At 63.8% G+C, this 19,127-nt stretch carries 20 protein-coding genes and 2 pseudogenes; 7 read left to right on the top strand and 15 right to left on the bottom strand.

The features are described 5' to 3' along the window. Nucleotides 1–38: 38 nt before the first annotated feature. The 3 genes from ACSHSS_RS14060 to ACSHSS_RS14050 all read right to left on the bottom strand — a co-directional run bounded on the left by ACSHSS_RS14060 (nt 39) and on the right by ACSHSS_RS14050 (nt 2,870). Nucleotides 39–1,400 (bottom strand): MFS transporter, encoded by a 1,362-nt coding sequence (locus ACSHSS_RS14060; protein WP_445545117.1) that lies wholly within the window; start codon nt 1,398–1,400, stop codon nt 39–41. A 133-nt stretch (nt 1,401–1,533) separates the two neighbouring features. Further along, complete coding sequence (locus tag ACSHSS_RS14055; RefSeq protein WP_445545116.1) at nt 1,534–2,322, bottom strand: SDR family oxidoreductase; 789 nt, start codon at nt 2,320–2,322, stop codon at nt 1,534–1,536. A 77-nt stretch (nt 2,323–2,399) separates the two neighbouring features. Next, nucleotides 2,400–2,870 (bottom strand): 2,4'-dihydroxyacetophenone dioxygenase family protein, encoded by a 471-nt coding sequence (locus ACSHSS_RS14050; RefSeq protein WP_445545115.1) that lies wholly within the window; start codon nt 2,868–2,870, stop codon nt 2,400–2,402. Nucleotides 2,871–3,113: 243 nt separating this feature from the next. Between ACSHSS_RS14050 and ACSHSS_RS14045 the strand changes: the two genes are divergently transcribed. After that, entirely contained in the window at nt 3,114–4,160 is a 1,047-nt protein-coding gene (locus tag ACSHSS_RS14045; RefSeq protein ID WP_253576628.1) for an AraC family transcriptional regulator, read from the top strand. A 15-nt stretch (nt 4,161–4,175) separates the two neighbouring features. Here the strand turns inward: ACSHSS_RS14045 and ACSHSS_RS14040 are convergent, their stop codons facing one another. The 3 genes from ACSHSS_RS14040 to ACSHSS_RS14030 all read right to left on the bottom strand — a co-directional run bounded on the left by ACSHSS_RS14040 (nt 4,176) and on the right by ACSHSS_RS14030 (nt 7,689). Then, on the bottom strand, nt 4,176–5,588 hold the full coding sequence (locus ACSHSS_RS14040) for an amidase (RefSeq protein ID WP_445545114.1): 1,413 nt from the start codon (nt 5,586–5,588) through the stop codon (nt 4,176–4,178). A 75-nt stretch (nt 5,589–5,663) separates the two neighbouring features. After that, the gene (locus ACSHSS_RS14035; protein ID WP_445545113.1) at nt 5,664–6,986 is read right to left on the bottom strand and encodes an MFS transporter; all 1,323 of its coding nucleotides are present in this window, start codon (nt 6,984–6,986) and stop codon (nt 5,664–5,666) included. A gap of 214 nt (nt 6,987–7,200) precedes the next feature. Then, nucleotides 7,201–7,689, bottom strand: a complete 489-nt coding sequence (locus ACSHSS_RS14030; RefSeq protein ID WP_105841662.1) for a MarR family winged helix-turn-helix transcriptional regulator — start codon at nt 7,687–7,689, stop codon at nt 7,201–7,203. A gap of 162 nt (nt 7,690–7,851) precedes the next feature. Between ACSHSS_RS14030 and ACSHSS_RS14025 the strand changes: the two are divergent. Next, nucleotides 7,852–8,043 (top strand): annotated as a pseudogene (locus ACSHSS_RS14025) (hypothetical protein); the annotation flags it as partial. 147 nt (nt 8,044–8,190) lie between these two features. On the opposite strand, the gene ACSHSS_RS14020 reads toward ACSHSS_RS14025, so the two are convergent. After that, nucleotides 8,191–9,066, bottom strand: a complete 876-nt coding sequence (locus ACSHSS_RS14020; RefSeq protein WP_445545112.1) for an aldo/keto reductase family oxidoreductase — start codon at nt 9,064–9,066, stop codon at nt 8,191–8,193. A 104-nt stretch (nt 9,067–9,170) separates the two neighbouring features. Here ACSHSS_RS14020 and ACSHSS_RS14015 point away from each other — a divergent pair, with 104 nt between their 5' ends. From ACSHSS_RS14015 to ACSHSS_RS14000, 4 genes are all read left to right on the top strand, one after another. After that, the gene (locus tag ACSHSS_RS14015) at nt 9,171–10,073 is read left to right on the top strand and encodes a LysR family transcriptional regulator (RefSeq protein WP_369717442.1); all 903 of its coding nucleotides are present in this window, start codon (nt 9,171–9,173) and stop codon (nt 10,071–10,073) included. A 175-nt stretch (nt 10,074–10,248) separates the two neighbouring features. Next, a complete protein-coding gene (locus tag ACSHSS_RS14010) occupies nt 10,249–10,803 on the top strand; it encodes an RNA polymerase sigma factor (protein ID WP_060099689.1) in 555 nt (184 codons plus the stop codon). A 12-nt stretch (nt 10,804–10,815) separates the two neighbouring features. Next, a complete protein-coding gene (locus ACSHSS_RS14005; protein WP_059938651.1) occupies nt 10,816–11,124 on the top strand; it encodes a hypothetical protein in 309 nt (102 codons plus the stop codon). 2 nt (nt 11,125–11,126) lie between these two features. Beyond that, the gene (locus tag ACSHSS_RS14000; protein WP_181157951.1) at nt 11,127–11,351 is read left to right on the top strand and encodes a hypothetical protein; all 225 of its coding nucleotides are present in this window, start codon (nt 11,127–11,129) and stop codon (nt 11,349–11,351) included. Nucleotides 11,352–11,670: 319 nt separating this feature from the next. Here ACSHSS_RS14000 and ACSHSS_RS13995 read toward each other — a convergent pair whose 3' ends face one another. Further along, nucleotides 11,671–12,585, bottom strand: a complete 915-nt coding sequence (locus tag ACSHSS_RS13995; protein ID WP_059938655.1) for a LysR family transcriptional regulator — start codon at nt 12,583–12,585, stop codon at nt 11,671–11,673. A gap of 94 nt (nt 12,586–12,679) precedes the next feature. Between ACSHSS_RS13995 and ACSHSS_RS13990 the strand changes: the two genes are divergently transcribed. Then, a complete protein-coding gene (locus tag ACSHSS_RS13990; RefSeq protein ID WP_105841666.1) occupies nt 12,680–13,747 on the top strand; it encodes an SDR family oxidoreductase in 1,068 nt (355 codons plus the stop codon). A gap of 8 nt (nt 13,748–13,755) precedes the next feature. Here the strand turns inward: ACSHSS_RS13990 and ACSHSS_RS13985 are convergent. The 7 genes and pseudogenes from ACSHSS_RS13985 to ACSHSS_RS13955 form a co-directional block, all read right to left on the bottom strand. Continuing rightward, nucleotides 13,756–14,298: pseudogene (locus tag ACSHSS_RS13985) on the bottom strand (POTRA domain-containing protein); the annotation flags it as partial. 55 nt (nt 14,299–14,353) lie between these two features. After that, the gene (locus ACSHSS_RS13980; protein ID WP_373421889.1) at nt 14,354–14,569 is read right to left on the bottom strand and encodes a hypothetical protein; all 216 of its coding nucleotides are present in this window, start codon (nt 14,567–14,569) and stop codon (nt 14,354–14,356) included. A 21-nt stretch (nt 14,570–14,590) separates the two neighbouring features. Then, nucleotides 14,591–15,550: a hypothetical protein gene (locus tag ACSHSS_RS13975; RefSeq protein ID WP_445545111.1), complete on the bottom strand. Its 960-nt coding sequence runs from the start codon at nt 15,548–15,550 to the stop codon at nt 14,591–14,593. Nucleotides 15,551–15,594: 44 nt separating this feature from the next. Continuing rightward, nucleotides 15,595–16,167, bottom strand: a complete 573-nt coding sequence (locus ACSHSS_RS13970) for a hypothetical protein (RefSeq protein ID WP_445545110.1) — start codon at nt 16,165–16,167, stop codon at nt 15,595–15,597. Between the two features lie 122 nt (nt 16,168–16,289). Further along, nucleotides 16,290–18,041, bottom strand: coding sequence for a ShlB/FhaC/HecB family hemolysin secretion/activation protein (locus ACSHSS_RS13965; protein ID WP_445545150.1), 1,752 nt, complete (start codon nt 18,039–18,041; stop codon nt 16,290–16,292). Nucleotides 18,042–18,108: 67 nt separating this feature from the next. Continuing rightward, the gene (locus tag ACSHSS_RS13960) at nt 18,109–18,429 is read right to left on the bottom strand and encodes a hypothetical protein (RefSeq protein ID WP_080559133.1); all 321 of its coding nucleotides are present in this window, start codon (nt 18,427–18,429) and stop codon (nt 18,109–18,111) included. Continuing rightward, nucleotides 18,429–19,034, bottom strand: coding sequence for a DNA/RNA non-specific endonuclease (locus ACSHSS_RS13955; protein ID WP_249470587.1), 606 nt, complete (start codon nt 19,032–19,034; stop codon nt 18,429–18,431). Before ACSHSS_RS13955 ends, ACSHSS_RS13960 begins: the two co-directional genes overlap by 1 nt. Between the last annotated feature and the right edge of the window lie 93 nt (nt 19,035–19,127).

Raw genomic sequence — 19,127 nt, 5'->3', positions numbered from 1 at the left:
TGAAATGACTACCGGACCGGCGGCCGCGTCGCGCGCGCTCATCGGCGCTGCGGGCCGTGTGGGCCGTTCGGTCCGCGTGCGGCCGCGGGCAGCGCATCGCGCATCCCGTAGCCGAGCGCGAGCGCCGCGACCACCAGCATCACCGCCATCGCGTCGATCGCCGGCACGAGGCTGCCGGTATGTGCCTTGACGAGCCCGACGAGCGCCGGGCTCGCGCCCGACAGGCTCGCGAGCGAATTGACGAACGCGATGCCGGCCGCCGCGCGGCCTTTCGGAAAGTAGCGCGTCGCCATCGCCCAGAAGATCGGCGTCGACGACACGAGCGCCGAGCCGCCGAACGCGAGCGCGGCGATCGTCCACGGCAGGCTGTGCTGCACCGTGCGGCCGAGCGCGACGAAGCCGAGCGCGGCGACGACAAAGGCGAGCGCCCAGTGCAGGCGCTGTTCGTTGCGACGATCCGAATGGCGGCCGTAGACAAGCATCGCGACGATCCCGAAACCGTTCGGAATCACGGTGTACAGGCCGATCGCACGCGGATCGGCCACGCCGAGCTCGCGGATCATCGTCGGCACCCAGAACGCGAGGAAATAGCCCGCGCAACCGTTGACGAAAATGCCGAACGCGAGCAAGTACGCGCGCGGATCGGACAGCACGCGCAGCAGCGAACGCGGCTCGCGCGGCTCGCCGCTTTCCGCGAGCGCGGCGCGAATCAGCGCCTTCTCGGCATCGTCGAGCCATGCGGCCTGCTCGGGCCGGTCCGGCAGCAGCACGAACACGAAGCCGGCCGCGAGCATCGTCGGCAGCCCTTCGAGCACGAACATCCACTGCCAGCCTTCGAGGCCGCCCGCTTCGTGCAGCGACTTCAGGATCACGCCCGACACCGGGCCCGTGACGAAGCCGGCGGCGACGCTCGCCATCAGGATCATCGCGATCACGCGCGCGCGGCGGTTCGACGGAAACCAGTACGTCAGATAGAGCACGATGCCGGGAAAGAAGCCCGCTTCGAACACGCCGAGCAGAAAGCGCAACAGATAGAACTGGGCCGGCGTGCGCACGAACATCGTCGCGGCGGACGCCGCGCCCCACAGCACCATGATCCGGAACAGCGTCGCGCGCGCACCGATGCGCTGCAGCAGCAGATTGCTCGGCACCTCGAACAGCGCATAGCCGACGAAGAACATCGTCGCCCCGATGCCGTACGCGGCATCGCTGAAGCCGAGCGACGACTTCATCTGCAGCTGCGCGAAGCCGACGTTCGAGCGGTCGATGAAGCTGAACAGATAGCAGACGAACAGGAACGGCACGAGCCGTCGCGCGACCTTCGCATAGACCGCATCGATCTGCGGCCGCGGCGCGAGCACCAGCTCGGCGTCCGCATATTTGCCTGCACGGGAGGACATGGTCACCTTCGAGAAAACCGGCGGACGGCCGCGTTCCGACGCGGCGACCGCACGCACGTTGAAGCGGCCGCCGCGCGCACGGCACGGCACCGCACGAACGGGCCGGCATCGCGCCGCCCCGCACGATCGACGCTTACGCCGGACACAGCCCGCCGTCGACGACGAGCTCCGACGCGGTCACGAACCGGCTTTCGTCGGAGGCGAGATACAGCACCGCATACGCGACGTCGTCCGGTTCGCCGAGCCGGCCCATCGGGATGTGACGCGTGAGTTCGCGCGTCGCGGCTTCGTCGCCAAGCTGCTCGAACACGGCCGCGACCATGCCGGTGCGCACGTAGGCGGGATGCACGGAATTGCAGCGCACGTCGACACGGTTGCGCGTGCAGTCGATCGCGATCGACTTCGTCAGCATCGCGACCGCCGCCTTCGACGTGTTGTACGCGATCAGGTCGGGGTCCACGCGAAACGCGGCGACCGACGAGATGTTGACGATCGATGCGGGCTGCGCGTCGCGCAGATACGGCATCGCGTGCTTGCAGCCGAGCATGATGCTTTCGACGTTGACTTCCATCACGCGGCGCCACTCGTTCTGCGCAATCGACGCGAGCGCGCCGCGCGAGCCGACGCCCGCATTGTTCACGAGCACCGACACGCCGCCCATCGCGTCGGCCGCCTCGGCGAGCAGCGCCTGCCAGCGCGCTTCGTCGCGTACGTCCTGCACCGCGCTCCAGGCGAGCTGCTCGCCGCACGCGTCGTTGATGCGGTCCGCGAGCCGCGCGAGCGCGGCGGCGTCGCCGTTGTCGGTCAGGAACACGCGCGCGCCGTGCTCGGCCATCCGGCTCGCGATCGCGCTGCCGAGGCCGCCCGCGGCGCCGGTAATGAACGCCCGCTTACCGGCGAGACGAAGAGAGTTCGATTTCATGTCGTTCGATCCGAGTGAGAGTCAGCAAGCCGCGCGCGCCGTGCCGCGACGCGGGCGGGACGGTTCGTGTCGGCCGGTCAGCCGCCGAACGCGGAGATGTCCTTCGGCACGATGCCGTTGCGTTCGCAATGCGCGCGGTAGCGCTGCATCGCCGTCTTCCAGTTTTCGATCGACAGCACGCGATCCTCCTCGTCGAGATAGACGAGATCGCCCTGCACGATGTTGAGCGTCACGATGTCGTCGCCCGGCAGCGCTTCGGGCGTGTGGCTCGAGGCCGCCGTCTCGAACACGAGGCTGCCCGGGCCGGCGACCCAGTCGTGCTCGATGTATTTCCACTGCCCTTGCAGCGTGTAGACGATCACCGTTCCCGTGTGGTGATGCTTCGGCAGCCGGCCGTGACCCGGCGACTTCATCAGCACGATGATTTCGCCGCGCGTCGGGTCGAGCTTGAAATACTTCAGCAGCACGTCGGGCAGCTTGTCCGACATCGGTACCCATGGAATCGACGCGTCGTCGATGCATTCGGTCGCCACGTTTTCGTAGAACATCCGTCTTCTCCGTCGATGGCGCATCGCCGGCGTTCCCGGTTGGAAAACGCCTGCGCGACGCGCGCGGTGTCTGACAGCGGCACGGCCGCCCCGCGTGCGCCGCCCGCCATGCGCCGACGCATGCGTTGTGTGCGCCGGTCCACCTATGATGGTCAACCCCGGTTGTTCTGCCGTTGTCGAAATGGGACACTGCGTTATCGAATCGGGACAGCGCATCGCGCGCCCGGATAGCGGAGACATGTCGTGCGCCCTACCGTCCATCGCCTGCCTGGTCGCTACTACGCGCGCCTTGCGCGGATCGTCGCCGAACACATGCGCGACCCGAGCGAATTTATCGCGCGCTGCGGGTTCGACCCGCGTACGCTGCACGATCCGGCCGCGACGCTCACGCTCGCGCAGCTCGACCGGCTGATCGAAACGGCAAGCGCGGTCAGCGGCTGCGCGCACCTCGGGCTCGACGCCGGGCGCGACGCGCGGCTCACGTCGCACGGCCCGCTCGGCTATGCGCTGCTCAGCTGCAGCACGCTCGAGGAACTCGTGCGGCTCGCCGCGCGCTACTACCATCTGATCGTGCCGGTCGTCACGATGCGCTATGTGCGCCGCGGCCGGTTCGCGGAAATCACCTACACGCCGACCGTCGCGATGCAGGCGCGCACGCTGCGCTTTTTCGTCGAGGCGCTCGCGGTCGCGTTTCAGGTGCAGATCGACGGCATCGTCGGCGCGGAGACCGACGACTACGAAATCCGTCTGTCGACGGAGGCGCCCGCCGACGTCCACCGCTATCTCGGGCGCCGCCTCGCGCGCTATCGGTTCGGCGCGCGCAGTACGCCGGGCGTCACGGTCGTGATCGCCGCGTCGCTGCTCGAGCGGCCGCTGCCGATGGCGAACGCGCTGTCGAAACGCGTGGCGGAAGCGCAGTGCGAAGCGCGCACGCGCGCGCGTGCGGACGCAAGCGACGTCGTGGAACTGATCGAGATGATGCTGACGCAGAGCACGGATTTCCGGCTCTCGAGGGAGGAGGTCGCGGCCGCGATGAACGTGACCGTGCGCACGCTGAACCGCTATCTGAGCAGCGAAGGACACACGTTTCGCGACGTATGCCAGCGCACGCGGTTCGCGCATGCGTGCCGACTGCTCGACGAAGGCCGGCTGACGGTGACGCAGATCGCAGCGAAGGTCGGCTTCAGCGACGTCGCGAACTTCAGCCGCGGGTTTCGCGAGTACATCGGCGTATCGCCGACGCGCTACACGGCGCTGTCCGCGCGCGCATCGGCGAGAGACGCGGCGTGACGCCGCGCATGGCGTTCAGGCCGCCGCGCGTGCGGCCGCCGGCTCGGGCCACGGGCGCCGCACCGTGTCCATCTGTTCCCAGCAGTGCGCGAGCTGCAGCACGCCGAGATCGTCGAAGCGGCGCCCGGCGATTTGCAGCCCGATCGGCAAGCCGTCGCGCGTATAGCCGCAGTTGATCGACGCGGCCGGCTGCTCCGACAGATTGAACGCGAGCGTAAACGCGACCTGCTCGATCGGATGCAGCCCGTCCTGGTCGATATGGGTCGCCTCGGCCGCGAAAGGCGGCTGCGGAAACGTCGGCGACAGCACGTAATCGAACTCGCCTGTCGCCGCGACCGTCTGCGCGCGCAGCGCGAGCATCTGCGCATACGCCGCATAGATCGTATCGCCCGTTGCGTCCGCAACGACTTCCACGCGGCGGCGCACGAACGCGGCGACCAGCTCGCGCCGCGCAGCGGGCAACGCGGCCAGCGTGCCGCGCAGCCGCGCGCCCCAGAAACGCGCGACCGCTTCGAGCGCGCCGCGTGCGAGCCAGGGGCGCACCGGCACTACCGTCGCGCCCGCCGCCGCAAACGCGGCGGCCGCACGCTCGATCGCCGCGCGCACCTCGGACGCAACCTGCACGCCGTTGCCCGGATCGATCCACAGACCGATGCGCAGCCCTTTCGGGTCACGCTCGAGATTCAGCCAGTCGATCGGCTGATACGGCAGGCTCATGTGATCGCGCGCATCGGGCAACGCGATCGTCTGCATCGCGAGCGCCGCGTCCTGCACCGTTCGCGTCAGCGGCCCCGTCACGCGGCCCGGATACGGCAGGTCGACCGGCACGCGACCGAAGCTCGGCTTGAAGCCGAACACGCCGCAGAACGCGGCCGGAATGCGCACCGAGCCGCCGATGTCGGAACCGAGATGCAGCGGCCCGTAGCCGGCCGCCGCGGCCGCGCCGGCCCCCGAACTCGAGCCGCCCGTGTTGCGGCTCGGATCCCACGGATTGCGCGTCAGCGGATGAAAGCTCGACGCCGCGGCGCCGATCAGCCCGAAGTCCGGCATCGTCGTCTTGCTGACGAATACCGCACCCGCCTCGCGCAACCGTGCCGCCGGCGGCGAATCGTCGGCAGCCGGCGTCAGTTCCGTCGCCGCGCAGCCGAGCGGCACCGGCACGCCGCGCGTCGCGATGTTTTCCTTGATCGTCACCGGCACGCCGTCGAGCGGACCGGCCGGTTCGCCGCGCAGCCAGCGCGCTTCCGAGGCGCGCGCCATCGCGAGTGCGCCGTCGCGATCGAGCGCATAGGTCGCGCGGATCAGCGGCTCCCATTCGTCGATGCGCGCCAGCACGGCCTGCGTGACATCGACGGGCGACAGCGTCTTGCGGCGATAGCCGTCGACGAGCGTCGCGGCACTGAGTTCATGGAGCGGAGTGGTCGTCATGAGTTTTCGATGAACGCGCCGAACGGCGCTGTGACGGGAAACGTGCCGATGCGGCGGCGAGCGTGCGCGACGCGCTCACGCCGCGACGCGCGCTTGCTCGCGCACCGCTGCATCCTGCGCGAACGCGGCGAGCCGCCGCTTCGAACGCGCCGGATCGAGCAGTGCGACACCGAACGCGGCCGCGATGAGCAGCGCGATGCCGATCGATGCATAGACGACGCTGAATGCGCCGCTGTCGTGACCGAGGCCGCCCATCGCGTCCATCACGGCGCCGAGCAGGATCGGGCCGAGCACGCCGGCCGTCGACGCGATCGATACCGAGACCGCGATCACGGTGCCGCGCTGCGACGCCGGCGTCATCTCGGCGACGATCTGCGGGCCGAACGCGTTCACCTGCATCACCAACGCGCCGCCGATCGTCAGCCATGCGACTTTCGCGACGGGGCTCAGCCCCGTCAGCACCGCGAAATACGCGAGTGCGCCGACCATGCAGCAGCCGCTACAGAACAGCCCGCGCGCGACGCGCGTCGACACGCCGCGGCCGAGCAGCGACTGCGACAGCGCATTGATCGCGAGGCCGACCGGCACCTGCACCGCGACCTGTATCGCGAAGATCCAGCCCGTCGCCTTCGGCCCGTAGCCGAGCACCGACGTCAGATAGACCGGCCCCCACGTCAGCCCGATGACGGCGATCAGCGCGGCGAGAAACCACTGCGCGGTCACGACGACGACCGTCCGGTCGAGCAGCAGACGACGATACGGGAGCGCGCCGAGCACGTTCTCGGCAGCCGGCGCCCGGGCCGCCGCATGCTCGCGCAGATCGCCGCGCCCCTCTTCGCCCCACGCGAGCCATATCGCGACCCAGACGAGGCCGACCACGCCGAGCGCGAGAAACGCCGCGCGCCACGAATAGTGCGCGACGATCGCGGTCAGCGCCGGCGCGGCGACGACGACGCCGATCGGCGCGCCGGTCTGCACGATCGACGTCGGCACGCTGCGCTGGTGATCGTCGAACCACTTGTACACCGCATGCAGCGCGACCGGATACGCCGGTCCCTCGCCTGCGCCGAGCAGCACGCGGCAGACGAGCAGCGTGCCGAAGCCGACCGGCGTCGCCATCGGAAACTGCACCGCGGCCCAGACCGCCGCGAGCGCGAGCAGGATCCATTTCGTCTTCACGTAGCGCGTGAGCACGCCGCCCGCGACGCCAGCGATCGAATACAGCAGATAGAACGCACTGCCGAGCATGCCGAACTGCGTCGGACTCAAGTGCATGTCGCGCATCATCGGCAGCGCGACGAAGCCGAGCACCGACTTGTCCGCGTAGTTGATCATCATGAACACGAACAGCAGACCGACGATGTGCCAGCCCCGCTTCGCGTGCGACTGTTCCGACATGGCTTCTCCCTGCTGGATCGACGCGCATTCGCGCGTACGTTTCGACACCGGTTCGTGGCGTGCGCGACGTGGCGGCCGGCACGGTGCGATCAGCGCCAGGCGCGACGAAGCCGACGCCGTGCGCCGGTCACGGTGCCCTGGGCTTGTGCGACTGATTGCGATGGCAGCGAACGCGACCGCGACGCCGCTTGCGCGGCAGCGCGTGCGCCGCCGCTCAGGCGACGCGCTTCGGCGGGTTGGCCGCCTCCTTCTGTGCGGCCAGATGTTCGATCAGGCCGGCGGTGAGCTTGTCGACGACGCTGTTGAAGATGCGCAGCTCGTCCGCAGGCAGCGCGTTCAGCATCATCTGCTCCAGCATGTTGCCGCGTTCGTACGTGCGCTTCACGAGGTCTTCGCCCTCGGCGGTGAGAAACAGGTTGATCTGACGCGCATCGGCGCGGCCCACCTCGCGACGCACGAAACCGCGCTTGACGACCGCGCTGACGAGCTTCGACGCATGCGTCTTTTCGAGCATCGTCAGTTCGATCAACCGTGTCAGCGTCAGGCCGGGCTCGAGCGCGACGAGCCGCACGATGCGCAGATCGCGGATCGAGATGCCGAATTCGCTTTCGTAGACCTGCGTGCCGGCTTCCTTCGTCAGTTCGCTGAGCCGGTCGAGACGGAACGTCAGATATTCGAGGATCGGATGATCGGCCTTCGGCATGGGTGCCTCGTCGAGCAGTGAGCGTGCGATAGATTCTGGTCGCAATAGTTGCTCGATTCAACTAAGAGGAAATACCTAGGGCCGGCATGGCGTTTTTGACCGTCCGTCAGGCTTCCGAACGCTCGACTATCACTTCGCTGATCTGCAGTAAGGGCCGGCTATACCTGGCATCGTCCCGATGCACAGCAATGGGTGCATATCTACGAGCTGGTTTTCCGTCCGTACCAGCTGCTCATCGAGAGTTACGCCAAGGCGCAGGATGTTCTGAAGAATCACGAGCAGCGTCGAATCTGGCGCCGCGAGCCTGCCTATCGACGACGGGTCGCCCTCGCTCGCGAAACGACGTTGCGATGATCGCTGTCCCGGCAATCGGGGCGCTTTACATGGCTGTCGCACGCGATATCGACAGGCGGCTGGCGACGATGTCCGATGTGCAGTCGTCGCCGTCACGAGTCGGGCCGCATCGCGCATCGCCGTTTCGCAACACGCGCCGCCTTCGCGTCAAACGCCGGCCGACGCGATGCCGTCGAGTTCGCGCATCGCATCGTCGGGCAACACGAGCGCGCCTGCCGCGACGTTCTCGCGCAGATGCGCGACGGACGACGTGCCCGGAATCAACAGGATGTTCGGCGCGCGGCGCAGCAGCCATGCGAGCGCGACCTGCATCGGCGTCGCGCCGAGCCGTGCGGCGATCGCATCCAGCGTCGACGATTGCAGCGGACTGAAGCCGCCGAGCGGAAAGTACGGCACGTACGGAATACCGTCTCGGGCCAGCGCGTCGATCATTGCGTCGTCGTCGCGATGCGCGACGTTGTAGTGGTTCTGCACGCAGACGATCTCGCAAATCCGCCGCGCTTCGTCGATCTGCGCGGCCGTCGCGTTGCTCAGCCCGATGTGCCGCACGAGTCCCTGCCGCTGCAGTTCCGCCAATGCGGACAGCGGCGCTTCGATCGAGCCTTCGGCCGGGCCGTGCGTATCGAACATGATCCGCAGATTGACCACGTCGAGCACGTCGACGTGCAGATTGCGGAGGTTGTCGTGCACGGCCGACGCAAGCGCTTGCGCCGAGAATGCCGGCAGCCACGCGCCGTCCTCGCCGCGCTTCGCGCCGACTTTGGTCACGATCAGCAGATCGTCGCGATACGGATGCAAGGCATCGCGAATCAGCTGATTGGTTACGTGCGGCCCGTAAAAGTCGCTCGTATCGATGTGATCGACACCCAATGCAACGGCTTCGCGCAGCACCGCGAGCGCCGCCTCGCGATCTTTCGGCGGGCCGAATACGCCGGGCCCCGCGAGCTGCATCGCGCCGTAGCCGATGCGGTGCACGCGGCGTCCTGCGAAAGAAAACGTGCCGGACTGATCGATGGCGGACATGGTCAAGCTCCTCTGACGACGATGAACGAGTGCCGCAGGTTACGCCGCATTGCGCTGCGCGATAATCCGTCACAATCTGCACGACCTGTACGAAAGGACGAACAATGCAAGTCGATCTGGGCGATCTGAACGCGTTCGTTGCCGTGGCGCGGGCGAAGGGTTTCCGCGAAGCGGCGAGAACGACGGGCACGAGCGCGTCCGGTCTCAGCGAGGCCGTGCGCCGGCTCGAGACGCAACTCGGCGTGCGGCTGCTTCATCGCACGACGCGCAGCGTGGCACCGACCGAGGCCGGACAGCGGCTGCTCGCGCGGCTGATGCCCGCACTGAGCGAAGTCGAGGCCGCGCTCGACGTCGTCAACAGCTTCCGCGAGCGGCCGGCCGGCACGTTGAAGCTCAATGTCCCGCTCAGCGCGGCGCGGCTCGTGCTGCCGTCCATCGTGCCACGCTTTCTCGCGGCGTATCCGGAGATACGGCTCGAGCTCGTCGTTGAGGAAAGCTTCGTCGACATTCTCGAAGTCGGCTGCGATGCGGGCGTTCGCTACGACGAGCGCCTCGAGCAGGACATGATCGCGATCCCGATCGGGCCGCGTTCGCAGCGGTTCGCCACCGCCGCCGCGCCCGGGTATCTCGACCGGCGCGGACGCCCGAATCACCCGAGCGAACTGCTCGATCACGCGTGCCTGCGCGGACGGTTTGCCAGCGGCTCGATGCCGCTCTGGGAGTTCGAGCGCGATGGCGAACTGGTCCGCGTCGATCCGTCGGGCCCGCTCGTCGTGCAGATCGGCGGCGCCGTCGATCTTGTCGTGGAGGCCGCGCGCGCAGGGCTCGGCATCGTGCATCTTTACGACGAGTGGCTTCGTCCGCATCTCGACAGCGGTGCGCTCGAACCCGTGCTCGAAGGCTGGTGGCGGCCGTTCTCCGGCCCGTATCTGTACTACCCGGGGCGACGTCTCGTCCCGGCGCCGTTGCGGGCGTTTATCGATTTCATCAAGGCAGAGGGCGAATAGGACGGCGTGGTGAGCGGGCAAGAGCGTCGTGCGGCGTTGGAACGAGCCGGTTCGATCGGCGGCAGGAGGATCGTCGCGGGTCGATATGGCGCGTCGCGGATTTTTCGCGGGCGCCACAATATTCATGCGCCTGAAACGTCTTCGTAGACATGGATCGCCACCCACTTCGCGCACGATGACCGACCCCGACCGCGACATCACCGCGATAGTGATGCGAGAACGAGCGAGACTCGTGAATTTCATCCGGCGCCGCATCAGCAACCCGGACGATGCCGACGACATTCTGCAGGACGTCTTTCACGAGTTCGTGCAGGCTTATCGCCTTCCCGCGGCAATCGAACAGGCGAGCGCATGGCTGTTCCGCGCGGCGCGCAACCGCATCGTCGATCGGTTTCGAAAGAAGACGGAGCAACCGCTGTCCGACCTGCTCGACATCGACGACGACGCGGACGACGAATATCGCCTCGACCTTCCGCTCCCGACACACGACGCCGGCCCGGAAGCACTATACGCGCGCACGGTGTTGCTGAACGCGTTGCAGCATGCGCTCGACGAGTTGCCGCCGAACCAGCGAGACGTGTTCGTCGCGCACGAACTGGAAGGCCGATCCTTCAAGGAGATGGCCGCGCAAAGCGGCGTCACGCTCAATACGCTGCTCGCGCGCAAACGCTATGCGGTATTGCATCTGCGCGCGCGGCTGCAGCCGATTTATGACGAACTGGATATCTAGAGGAGTCTGCGAATGAATTTTCGAATCCGCTGTGCCGGCAAAGCGCTACTCGCCGTCATCGCCATCGTCGTGCTCGGATGGCTCGTCATGATGCTTTGGAACTGGGTGATGCCGGCGCTGTTCGTCGGTGCCCGTACGATCGACTTCGCACATGCGCTGGGCCTGCTGCTGCTTAGTCGCATCCTGTTCGGGGGATTCCGCGGACACCGCGGTTGGCACGGCCGGCGTCACTGGCGCAAGTGGGAATCGATGACGCCCGAGGAGCGCGAACGTGTGCGGAACGCCTGGCGATCCGGCAGCGAGCGGCGCGAGCAAGAGTAAGCATGCCGCGGCGATCGGCGCGCGTCGAATCGGACGCGCGTTTCCACCCATTCTCGACGCCGCCGCAGCAGCCGAACACGGCGATGCGCTCGCGATCGACCCTGCAGGATGGCATGCCCTTCAACGCCTTCGGTCATCAATTCCGCAATCAAGCCTCGGCTGTCGACATTGTCAGCATGTCGATCAAACTGCGCGAGGCAGCCGACAAGCGGCGATGCAGCGCATAGATGACGGAGAACGGTCGCGTGCGCCCGCGCAGATGAGGCAGTAGTTCGACGAGATCTCCGGCACGGATCCAATCCTCAACGATGAAGTCGCCGCAGTACGCGTCGAGGGCGGTACCTATCGGTCGATTCGCTGAGCAGGCACCGCACACATCGCTCCTGCGATCGACGAGGCGCATAGGCGCCTCGCACGCTCAAACGCGCTCCGGATGCGCTTCAGTCCCGGTCCCGGAACTGCGCAGGCGACAGGCAATGACGCGGCAGTCCCTGCGGCGATACCGAGATCTGACCTACCGCTCGCGCGTCAGACGGGACGATCTTGTCATTCGATATGCAGATGAGCTTCGAGCGTCTGCACCAGGACATGGATCTTCGGCGTCAACTGCCGCGCGACCGGCCATATGAGGCTGAGCGGCAAGCCGTCCGTTGCGGCTTCGTCGAGGATAGCGACGAGGCGGCCGGCCTTCAGATCGTCCCGTACCAGCCATGTCGCCAGTTGCGCGACGCCGAGCCCCGCGCGTACGAATGCGAGTTGTGCCTCGGCGTCGCCTGCGACGATGCGTGGCCGCACGACGCGTTGCTCGACCTGCCCGTCCGCCGCGGCATATGACCACAGCGACTGCGCTCCGTCGGGGCGTCCGTAGACGATGCAGGCATGTTCCTGCAGGTCGTCGACCGTTTGCGGTATGCCGTTTTTCTCGAGATAGGCCGGCGCCGCGCAGAAGATCAGTCGTTCGCGTCCGAGAAAACGCCGACCGAGCGACGGCGGCAGACCCGGCGGGCCGCCGATCCGCACGGCGAGATCGATGCCCTCTTCTGCCAGATCGACGAAGCGGTCCGTGAACAACAGGTGCGGCCGCACGTCCGAATACTGCTCCGAAAAGCGCACGAGCACCGGCACGACGCAGAGACGCCCGAACGAGGCCGGCAACGCGATGCGAACGGTGCCGACCGGCTCGCGCTGTTGCGCGGCGAGAACGGCCTCCGCCTCGGCAAGCTCCGCCAGGATGCGCGTGCAGGTTTCATAGAACGCACGGCCCGCGTCCGTGAGCACGAGCCTGCGCGTCGTCCGCTCGAACAGCACGACGCCGAGCCGCCGTTCGAGCCGGGCGACACTCTTGCTCACCGCCGAATTCGTGAGGTTCAGCCGCTCGGCCGCAGCAGTGAAACCGCCCGCGTCGGCGACACAGACGAATGGAACGATGCCCTTCAGATGTTCGGTCGGGAAGCTGGCCATTGTTGAATCCAATTCCATTAAACCCCGAAATACTATCCAAAATGAGAATCCAGGGCTGAAGTACGCTCGTATCACAAACGAACCTGGAGTCACGATGAATCATCGAGCACTGATCGTCGGTGCCAGCGGCATTGTCGGGCGAGCCCTCGCGGAGCGTCTGCTGTCGACCGGCTGGACCGTTTATGGACTATCGCGCGGACGTACCGCCAGCGTGCCGGGGTGTCAGCCCGTTGTCGCGGATCTCACGTCGGCCGAATCCGTCGCGGCGGCGACGCAGAACATCGAAGTGAGCCATGTGTTTTTCACTGCATGGGCGCGGCAGGCGACCGAAAAGGAGAACATTCGCGTGAACGGCGCGATGGTCCGCAACGTCCTCGATTCGCTGGGCCGCCGCACGAAGCTCGAGCATGCGGCGCTGGTGACCGGGCTGAAGCACTATCTCGGCCCGTTCGAGGCCTATGCGTCGGGTGCCGTTCCCGATACGCCGTTTCGGGAATCGCAGGGACGGCAGCCGGTCGAGAACTTCTACTACGAGCAGGAAGACCGGCTCTTCGAAGCCGCGGCGCGCGACGGCTTCACGTGGAGCGTGCATCGCCCGCATACGGTCATCGGCTTCGCGCGCGGCAACGCGATGAACATGGGGCAGACGCTCGCCGTCTACGCGACGCTATGCCGGCATACCGGGCAGCCTTTCGTCTTTCCCGGGTCCGCTGCGCAGTGGAACGGCCTCACCGACATGACCGATGCACGCCTTCTTGCACGGCATCTCGAATGGGCGTCGACAAGCGACGCGGGGCGAAACGAAGATTTCAACGTCGTGAACGGCGACGTTTTCCGGTGGAAAACGATGTGGGGGCAACTGGCCGATTATTTCGGCATCGAAGCCGCACCGTTCGACGGCATCGTGCGACCGCTCGAAGGTCGGATGCAGGACGCCGCGCATCACTGGCGCGATGTTGCCGCAAAGTACGACCTCGCGGAGCCCGACATCGATCGGCTCGCTTCGTGGTGGCACACCGACGCGGATCTTGGGCGCCCGATGGAAGTCGTGACCGACATGACTAAAAGCCGCAAGGCCGGGTTCCTCGATTACCAGGGTACACCCGATGCATTCTTCGATCTTTTCGAGCGGCTGAAGGCAGAACGGCTCATTCCGGAATAAGGTGCACTGGTACCGCGGACATTTTCGTCGGCGAAGCGCACATGGCGGATCACAACGGGGGATCAACGAAAACTCGAGGGTGCCGGTCGACAGATCCTGTTCGGGCAGCAGCACGCGTGTCGTCACGTACCCGCGTGCTAGGATCGCTTACGACAGTCCCTTGACGAGCACATCGAGCCCCGGTTTGCCAACGCACTGACCGGTGTAGTGCTCGAGCCATTCGCGGGCGAAGGAAAATCGATCCATCGGCAGGGCGGACGCGCCCTGAACCTTCGCTGCATCGGGCAATGAACTCGGCACATCGAGTGTAAAGCGGTCGATCCGAAAGCAGGGCGACTCCGATGGCAGTGTCGGAGCCCGGGACTTACCATCACGCCCGAACGCACCCCGGGCGCAGAGACCGTCCGTTCACGCTCGCGCGCCTCTTCTTGCTGACGTGCCTGCAGGTCATTGCCCGGAAGAATAGTGTGCGGTACTCCTTGCGCAGACAAGCTGGTCGCGACAAACAGCAGCGTTGCTGCTGCAAAATTTCCCCGATGAATAGTTTTCATGTATTTTTAGAAACTTGATCGTGACCGATAGCCGTTTCTCGCGCGTATCAACGCGTCACTTACGGTTTAACGCTGGCCATTCCGCAAACGCAAAAATCCAAATAGCAGCAAGATTCACACCAGGAATCAACAGCGCGAGCACCCACCAGCCGGAATGCCCGGTTCGACGCAAAATTCGAACATATGGATAAAGAAACAGGCCAAAGAAAATGGGCAACAGCATGAGAGCTATAGGCCCCCAACTCACAAACGACGTCATCACTTGGTTCATTGCTATATCCTCTATTAGAATTCAGATTCGTCCAAACAACCGGGCGAGCAAGCCACGTTTCTCCGCATTGGCTGTCGGAGACAGTTGGCGCACGGCCCCAAGATCCGGCATTCCCTCCCGCCTAAGCCGCGCGAGCGTGGCCTCCAATACGGAATCTGTATAGAACGGCATCGCGGGCCGGAGACGCGCATAAGCAGGCTGCATCAACGGATGATCGATGAATGGATTCCCAAGCCCTCGGATTTCGCGAAGTCGCTGCCACGCAAGAATCAGCGCTGGAAATCGTGTTAGTAGCAGATCATTCTGAAACTCATACCAATCGCTTCTCCGAGTCCGATGTGTGTAGTAATCGCACAGCCAAATAACATAATCCTGCATTGGCGCGAGATCTTGATCGCGCCAATGTTTAAGCAACTCGTCCAGAATTGGTTCACCTATCTTAAAATCCCCCTCTCCATCGGAATTTTCATCCAACGACAACTCCGCGTCGTCCAAGCACACCCGAAATATCCACTGGTAAAGTGGTTGTTGCAAAACCCCAAAGAATCTCCGTCGTTTATAGAGGATTTTGATTTCCTCAGTCAAAATCCGCGCTTCTTTTATCCAGCCAGCACACAGGCATGCTACAAGCGACGCGACTGCTTGGGTGAATGAAATCGATCGATCCGTGCGAACCGCACCAATTTCATGATAGTGACTAATACGCGTCCGCCAGTACTCATAGCCCCAAGACTTTCCTAAAAGGGGCTCCCATGCTGTATCAGTAGCGTGAGAAAATAATATCCGCTCTACTTGAGCATATTCGTAGCCAGCGCACGTGAGTGATTGACTAACATTCACGGCGACGAGTTCAGGCGTATGCTTGAGGCCGGGAAGGATAGGATACGGGTCGCCCCCCTCCGCATATGCCTCCAGTGCTCGGCGTCTAGGAGACCAAATCTCTTCACAATAGCGATCCCAGCCCTTTTCCACATCTGTCAAGAGCTTAGATTCAGAATCCCAACTATTATAGATTCCAAGGCGTTTCACAATTCCCTCACGGCGATGGCGGCCACGGCAAAAGCTCTCCAGTAACAGACCCCGTTGATCCCGGCCGAGGAATCTGCACTTGCATGACATTGTGACTTACTGTGTAGCCACTGTTTGGATTCAACCGGCTCGGCATTGCACCACGGCTGTCCATCGATGGCCTTCGGCGCACTCCCATTCGTAATGCGCGGCGATACCGATATACGTGTCGGCCAGACAGCGACCACTACGCTCCGTCGCCGCATCATGAAGACGTTCCAGCCGTCGGCATGGAGAAGCCCAGCAGCCAGTTCGTTTTTGGCACATTGTGGGCAGCGGTGGTCCTCCGGAATCTTGCGCCTCAGTAGTCCATTCATGTCCAGACGGACAGGCGAAGCGTTGGCGTGCCGCTTGACCGAGATAGGCTCCTCATGACAAACGATTCCGCGTTCACTCAACAGTTCTTGAAAGCGGAACTGCACGCGCACGTGTTCGCACTGGAGGCAAGTGATCGTACCTCGCATCGCGACGGTGCCGATGCGAGTGACGTCATGGCCCGATGCGCAGCGGAATTCATAGTAGGACTTCAACCCAACCCATTCCTTCGTCAGCAACGTAAGCCCACGCTCGGCGGCAATCTCAACCAGACGGGCATATGCAACATCGGGCTTGCGACGTGTACGTGTTGAAGACGCGTCTTGACTCATCGCCTTCAGAACTGGGCTGTCACCTGAAAACCGACCGTGACACGCGCCGTGGGGAATCCGGACGGCTTGTAGATCGGCGTGCCGGCGAACAGGTCATAGCCGTAGGCGCCGAAGCGTGTCGCGACACTGCCCTTCACGCCGATCACCGCGCCGGCGAGCTGCGTGCCGACGAGCGCGACCGGCTGCGGCCCCCACACGCGACCGTAGTCAATGCCGGTATAGACTGCTTGCCCGGTCTGCCCGATCGGCGCCTGCAACTCGTTACGCCAGTAAAAGCCGCGCGCCGCGGCGAGCATCGTTTCGCCATCGAAACCGCGCACCGTATAGCGACTGCCAATCGTCAAGTCGTCGATGTAGTAAAGCGTGTTTCCGGTGTACTGGCCGTGGAGTGTGCCGACATAGCGGAATGGTTGCTTGCCGATCGCGAACGGCACCGACAGGTTCGCATCGAGCACGGCCATCTTGAACCGATAGGTCGGTCCACCGCCCTCCGCCAACGTATCGTCTTGAGCACCCAATCCACCGACACCTTGACGATATGCAAGCGAGCCATCGAACTGAGCGCCACCGAAGTAGTGGCGATCGGTCAGCCCAAGCTCGATCGTCGTGTTGTTGCGACGTTGCTGCGAAATCTCGGTGTCTTCGATAAAGCTTTGTCCGAAACGACGCGACAGACGAGCGTACGCACCTAACACATCATTCTGGCTACGGGCGAGCACTCGGGCCAGCTTGAAATCGACCGTCTTTGAATTGCCGCTCGCCACGAATGTTTGGTTCACGCCGGCGATCTGCTGGTAGTAGGTGTTCGTGTACGCGGACAGCGTCGCGGTCCAGTAGCCCCACGGGATCGAATAGAAACCGTTCCAGCCGTGCGAGCCTAGGCGCTTGTCTCCGAATTCAAGGTCTTGGCTCACGCCGATGTTGAAAATGTCGTTCAGCCCGAGCGGATTGTCGATGCCGAGCGACAGATTGCCTTGCAGCTTGCCGGTCGCGCGCGTCCCCGAGTTGTCGATCGATGCTACAACCGTCCAGGGCTTGCCGCGCTTCACGTCGAGCACGACGTCGCTTTCGCCCGGTACGTCGGCCGGCACGATCTGCATCGACACGTCCTGGCTCGTCACGCGCTTCATCTGCTCGAGGCCCTGCTCTAGGTCGCGCAGGTTCAGCAGTTCGCCGTCGCCGTTCGGGAAGGCAGTCTTCCAGGTGCCGCGGAGCTTTTCGTCGGCGAAGCGGACGTAGCGGATCATGCCGGGGATCAGCGAAAGTTTGAGCGTACCGGTCGATAAGTCCTGCTCTGGAACGAGCACCCGCGTAGTGACATAACCTCTTGCCAGAATTGCCTGTGACAGCCCCTTGATCAGTACGTCAATACCTTGTTTGCCAACGCATTGACCAGCGTAGTGGTCCAGCCATTCCCGGGCGAACGCAAAGCGATCCATCGGTAAGGCGGATGCGCCTTCGGCCTTCGCTGAGTCGGGCAACGAGGCCGGAACGTCGAGCGTGAAGCGGTCGATAGGAAAACATGGCGCTTCGGTGGGAAGTGCTGGATATGCTTCATTGCGCGGCAATTCAGAACGAATTGAAGGCGCGCGCACCGCCGCGTCGCGTTGCTGCGCGTCGCGTTGCTGCTGTGCCTGCCGATCCTGCGCCGCGTTCGCCCGCGCGGCGGCGGCCTGATCAGCAGGCATCGGGACCTGCTGAGCCGACACAGCAACCGACATCAACGTTGTGATCGACAGCGCCGGCAGCCCCTTCATTATCTTCATTTTCCATCTATCCCTGATTCTGCCTAATCTCCATACAACCTATACGGGCCTTCTATTCTTAGTCGTATTTCAATTCCAATGAAAATCTTCCTTTATCCACATCAACAACAAGGATGAACAATTTCCATTTTGGTTGATTTTGCGAGACGAAAAATCGACGATGCTCAACTAACAATTCCAATAACCTACTGTTAAGACTAGCACTACCCAAAAACCATGAAGAATCTCCATTCTTCGCGATGGCATCAAACTCGAATTGCGCCTGATCGTCGTCGTCCGCGAGTTGCGCTCGCATAACGATCGAATGCGATCCCGCCGGAGCGGCGTCATAAAGCAGCTGGCCAATCTCTTTACATATATCAACATCTCGGCTGTCCATTACCTTCCTCCAGGCGAATTCCTAAAATACTGCTGCGCCGGTCGACCATTGCCTACTACGTACGTGATGTTAAACCCTTCAGGTCTTCGACTATCACCTTGGTATTGCGGTTCGATCGAAACCTTCACTTGCTTTCCCGCACTCAGCGCGTCGGCCCAACTATTCTCCAATTGCTTCCATGCTCCGCGATTCAAGTTTGAATCCATTGGAACTATGTTTAGCTTCTCTCCAGGCCCGTTCAATATGGTCGCGATCAAATGACCGCCATCATCTCCACTATCTCCTTCACGCCCCGCCTTGACCTGTTGGTAACCATTTCTATCCTTTGTCAACAAGGACAGGTCACCATCGACTCGAGTTACCCGTGCTAGGGAATCAGTTTGATATACCTTCGAATCGTCAACGTTATAGACCGTATTGGGCTTCGGATTATTCAGTTCAGCATTCCAGTTGGATTTCCCACCAGAAACGACTTTGATCGTACGAAGAGCGCCGGCGCCCACTGAGGTCAGTGCCCCCGCGGCTCCCGCGCCAATGCCGGGCGCAGCGCCGATGCCTAGCTCAGCAATCAATTGCGACCCTTGCAGAGACTTGAGCGCATCCATCCCCGCATAGCGAGTGTAGCTCTGAAGTGCCGACGTGCGTAATGTAGTGGCCTAATGAACCCGGACACTGATTTAGGCGAGAATGCTCGCCAT

It is taken from the genome of Burkholderia sp. BC1, assembly GCF_052683555.1.
Note: the sequence above shows the minus strand (reverse complement) of the source record. Positions and strands in the feature narration are given on the sequence as shown.